Below are 4,849 nucleotides of genomic sequence, written 5' to 3'. Positions count from 1 at the left end.
TCCGCATCCCGCTCGCGATGACCAACCGCCACGGACTCGTCGCCGGCGCGACCGGCACGGGCAAGACGCGGACGCTGCAATTGCTGGCCGAGCAGCTGTCCGAGAACGGGGTGCCCGTCTTCGCCGCCGACATCAAGGGCGACCTGTCGGGACTCGCCGCGGCGGGGACGCCGAGCGACAAGCTGTCCGCCCGCACCGCGGCGCTCGGACAGGACTGGTCGGCGCGCGCCTTCCCGGTCGAGTTCTACGCGCTGGGCGACGACGTCGGTTCCGGCATCCCGGTGCGCGCGACGGTATCGGGCTTCGGCCCGCTGCTGCTCAGTCGCGTCCTCGGGCTGAACGCGACGCAGGAGTCCAGCCTCGGTCTCGTCTTCCACTACGCCGATCAGAAGGGCCTCGCGCTCGTTGATCTGTCCGACCTGCGGGCCGTGCTCACCTTCCTCACCAGCGACGAAGGCAAGCCCGAGCTGAAGGGCATCGGCGGACTCTCGTCGGCCACCGCGGGCGTGATCCTGCGCGAGCTCGTGGCGTTCTCGGCCGCCGGCGCCGACACGTTCTTCGGGGAGCCCGAGCTCGACGTGAGGGTGTTCCTGCGGACGGATGCCACGGGCGCGGGCATCGTGAGCCTGCTCGAGGTGCCGAACGTCGCCGCCCGGCCCGAGCTGTACTCGACGTTCCTGATGTACCTGCTTGCGGAGCTGTACGAGGTGCTGCCCGAGGTCGGGGACCTCGACAAGCCGAAGCTGGTGTTCTTCTTCGACGAGGCGCACCTGCTGTTCCGCGACGCGTCGAAGGCGTTCCTCGAGGCGATCACGCAGACCGTCCGCCTGATCCGTTCCAAGGGGGTCGGGGTGTTCTTCGTCACGCAGACGCCCAAGGACGTCCCCGGGGACGTGCTCGCCCAGCTCGGCTCGCGCGTGCAGCACGCGCTGCGCGCCTTCACCCCCGACGACGCCACGGCCCTGCGCGCCTCGGTGCGCACGTATCCCTCGTCCGGCTACGACCTCGAGCGGGTGCTGCAGGAACTCGGCACGGGCGAGGCCATCGTGACCGTGATGAGCGAGCGCGGAGCGCCGACGCCGGTCGCGTGGACGCGCATGTTCGCCCCGCGGGCCTCGATGTCGCCGATCGCGCCGGATGCCATGGCGGCGGCGGTCGCGGCATCCCCCCTCTTCGCGGACTACGGGACGCCGATCGATCGCGAGTCGGCGCGCGAGATCCTCGCCGCGCGCATGCAGGCGGCCACCGAGGCCCGCGAGGCCGAGGAGCGCGCGAAGAAGGCCGCCGCCGACCAGGCCGAGTACGCCAAGCAGAAGGCCGCTATCGACAAGGCCCACGCCGAAGCGCAGAAGAAGGCGCAGCGCGAGTACGAGCGGATCCTGAAGTCCACCGCGGCGCCGCGCGGACGCACCAGCGCTCCCGCACCGGGGCTCGACGGCCTGCTGGGACGCGGGGCGACGAAGTCGATCGTGACCGGCGTCATCCGCGGGCTGTTCGGCAACGGCCGGCGGCGCTGACGAGGACGGCGCGGCGCCCCCTCGCGCGTGCGGGGGATTCGCCGCGCGTGCGCGAGGGCGTGCGCTGCGTCAGTGATGTGCGCAACGTCAGTCGGATTTGGGGTGTCGGGGCTGAGGTTGTGCACATCGCGGAGGTTGTGCACGCGCTCGGGTGCGGGACCCGCCGTCGCCGCGCGTGCGCGAGGGCGTGCGCTGCGTCAGTGATGTGCGCAGAGTCCGTCGGATTCGGGGTGCCGGGGCTGAGGTTGTGCACATCGCGGATGATGTGCGCAGCGCGGGGAGACACCGCGTCGCGTCAGGGCGACGCGTGCGCCGCGGACCGGCCGACATCGCCGCGCGTCGGAAGGAGGGGGGAGGGATGCCGGGGGCTCCGGCATCCGTCCCCCTTCCTGTCAGCCGCGGCGGATCGCCAACGGCATGGTCGAGGTGTCGATGAGCGGGTCGCTGTCCTGACGCTCGACCAGGGCCGCGGCCTCGGCGGGCGTCTCGACCGTGGGCATCGACCCCAGCAGGGGGCGCTGGGCGGTCTCGCGCATCGCCAGCAGGGCGACCAGACCGAGGGCGGCGAAGAACATGATGTAGAACGCCGGCATGAGCGTGTTGCCTGTCAGGTCGATGAGGGCCTGGCTGAACAGCGGGGTGGTGCCGCCGAACAGCGACACGGCCACGTTGTACGCCACCGCCATCGCCCCGAAGCGCGAGGCCGTCGGAAAGAGCGCCGGCAGAGCGGATGCCGAGATCGCCACGTAGAACGCCACCGGTACCGCCGCGAGGCACAGCGCCACCATGACCGCCCACAGCTCGCCGATCTGCATGATGAGGAACGCCGGGACGAGCAGCACGAGGGCCGAGCCGGCGGCGATCGCGTAGACGGGTTTGCGGCCGATGCGGTCGCTCAACCGGCCGATCAGGGGGAGTGCGGCCGACATCACCAGCAGCACGGGAACCGTCGCCACCGCGGCGGTGATGTTCGACACGCCCACCTCTTTCTCGAGGTAGGTGGGCATGTAACTCGTCAGCGCGTAGCCGGCCGTGTTGGTCGCCGCGACGAGCGCGATGCCGATCAGCAGAGCCCTCCAGTGGTGGCGGACGATGCCCACCAGGCCCTGACGGGCCATCGGGTCGTCGGCATCCGTCGTGACCGCTCCCGCCTGTTCGAACGCCGGGGTCTCGGGGATGCGCAGACGGAAGTAGATCGCGACGATGCCCAGCGGCACCGCGAGCAGGAACGGGATGCGCCAGCCGTAATCGACCATCGCGTTCTCTCCCGAGACCGAAGTGGTGATCGCGGTGGTGAGGGCGACGGCCGAGGCGCCCGCGGCGAAGCCGACGTACGACCCCACATCGAGCCAGGACGACCAGAACCCGCGCCGACGGTCGGGCGAGAACTCCGAGACGTAGGTGGTGGCCCCGGCGTACTCGCCGCCCGTCGAGAAGCCCTGCACCATCTTCAGCAGGTACAGCGGAATGATCGCCCACAGCCCGATCTGCGCGGACGTGGGCAGGATGCCGATCAGTGCGGTGGCCGTGGCCATCATGGCCATGGTGAGGAAGAGCACCTTCTGCCGCCCGATGCGGTCGCCCAGGGGGCCGAGCACGAAACCGCCGAAGGGGCGCACGAGGAAGGAGATCGCGAAGCCGAGCAGGGTGACCAGCAGACCCCAGGGCGCGGGCACGTCGGACGCGAAGACGACGGTCAGCGTCACGGCGAGGTACCCGTAGATGCCGAAGTCGAACCATTCCATGAAGTTGCCGACGACGGTACCGCCGATCGCCGTGCGCACGCGCTTCGTGTCGACGACCACGACGTCGTCGACCTCGAGCCGAGGGGAGCCGGATGCCGAGGAGGATTTCTCGTTCATCCTTCTAGCGTTACTCCGATCCGCCCGTCGTTTCCAGTCGGGGCGGCGCGGAGGGCGCCGTGCTACCGGAAGGCGAGCACCTCGTCGCCCCACGCCTCGCGCAGCTCGTGGTCGAGGTCGGCGACGACCCGATCGCGTCGGTCGATGACGAGCGTCTCGCGCGGGTCGGTACCGTCGCAGCGGAACGGCTGCCAGGGGACCGCGTCCGGCGCGTCGGGGGAGTCGCCGCGGGCGAAAGCGACCCACCGCGCCTGCATGCGCGCCGAGATCTCCTCGGCCACCCGTCGGCCGCCGAGGCGGAACGTGAGGTCTTTCGGGCCGCTGACGAGGTTGCCCCACAGGTAGGGCAGCTCACTGGCGTGCGTGGCTCCCAGGCCGATCAGGCGCAGGAAGGGGGCGGCGTGATCGAAACGGTACAGCCACACCGGTGCGACGGCGGAGTGCCCCTCCGCCAGCCACAGCGTCGGCAGGCGGAAGCCGATGTCGCGCGCGACGCCGAGCCCCACGGCGCGGTGGCGCACGTGCTCGTACGCGGTCAGCACCTGCTCGCGGCTGGGCAGCTCGACGCCGGGGTTCTCGGCCGCCATCGCGGCGAACATCTGCTCGAGACGGTCCCCGGTGATGGGGATGAGCGGCGACTTCATGAACGAGAACAGCGACGCCTCGTCCTTGTTGGTACCGATCATCAGCGGAACGGGCAGACCGCGGCCCTCGCGCAGCACGGTGAGCGGCGCCTCGGGCAGCAGATCGCCGTCGACGACGGGCGCGAAGGCGAGCGTTCCGGGGGCGGTGGTGGGCACCTCGGCGTACACGGTCTGACCGGCCTCGACCACGCGCTCGACCGCGATGGCCCGGACCGCATCCGCCGCCCGCGGATCGGCCGGATCGATCGAGAGCAGTTCGAGGAAACGGGATGCCACCCGCCGCGCCCGGTCGGGACCGTACATGCTGGACGCGGGCGACGACTGCGCGATCGCCCGGTGGAACAGACCCGCTGCCGACGGCGTCGCCAGGAGCGTCGTGACCAGACCGCCACCGGCCGATTCGCCGAAGACGGTCACCCGTTCGGGATCGCCGCCGAAGGCCGAGATGTTGCGCTGCACCCAGCGCAGCGCGAGCAGCACGTCCTTGAGGGCGAGGTTGCCGTCGAAGCCGCCGCCCGGCAGCGCACCCGACAGGTCGACGAAGCCGAGCGCCCCCAGGCGGTAGTTGATCGTGACCACCACGACGTCGCCGGTCGAGACCATCGACGTCGCGTCGTACAGCGGCTGGCTCGACGCGCCGAACGTGTACGCGCCGCCGTGCAGCCACACCATCACCGGGCGGGCGGGGGCGCTCTCGTCGATCGGCGTCCAGACGTTCAGCGACAGGCAGTCCTCGTCCTGCACGCTGCCGTCGCCGAGGGCGATCGCCGGGGTCACGGGCTGCGGGCAGACGGGGCCGAAGGTCGTGGCATCCCTCGTCTCGGAC

Annotated in this window: 3 protein-coding genes; 1 reads left to right on the top strand and 2 read right to left on the bottom strand. The window is 71.1% G+C overall.

What is annotated here, in order from left to right; all coding sequences use genetic code 11:
- A partial coding sequence (locus DBR36_RS03580; RefSeq protein WP_108317605.1) for a helicase HerA-like domain-containing protein occupies positions 1-1,517 on the top strand: 1,517 nt, incomplete at its 5' end.
- 392 nt (positions 1,518-1,909) lie between these two features.
- Here DBR36_RS03580 and DBR36_RS03575 read toward each other — a convergent pair.
- Entirely contained in the window at positions 1,910-3,379 is a 1,470-nt protein-coding gene (locus DBR36_RS03575) for an MFS transporter (RefSeq protein ID WP_108317604.1), read from the bottom strand.
- Between the two features lie 62 nt (positions 3,380-3,441).
- Positions 3,442-4,849, bottom strand: a 1,408-nt coding sequence (locus DBR36_RS03570) for a carboxylesterase/lipase family protein (RefSeq protein WP_108317603.1), incomplete at its 5' end; no start/stop codon positions are given.

The sequence above is a fragment of the Microbacterium sp. HMWF026 genome, assembly GCF_003061325.1.
Lineage (GTDB): Bacteria > Actinomycetota > Actinomycetes > Actinomycetales > Microbacteriaceae > Microbacterium > Microbacterium testaceum_E.
This window is presented reverse-complemented; position numbering and strand designations above follow the sequence as displayed.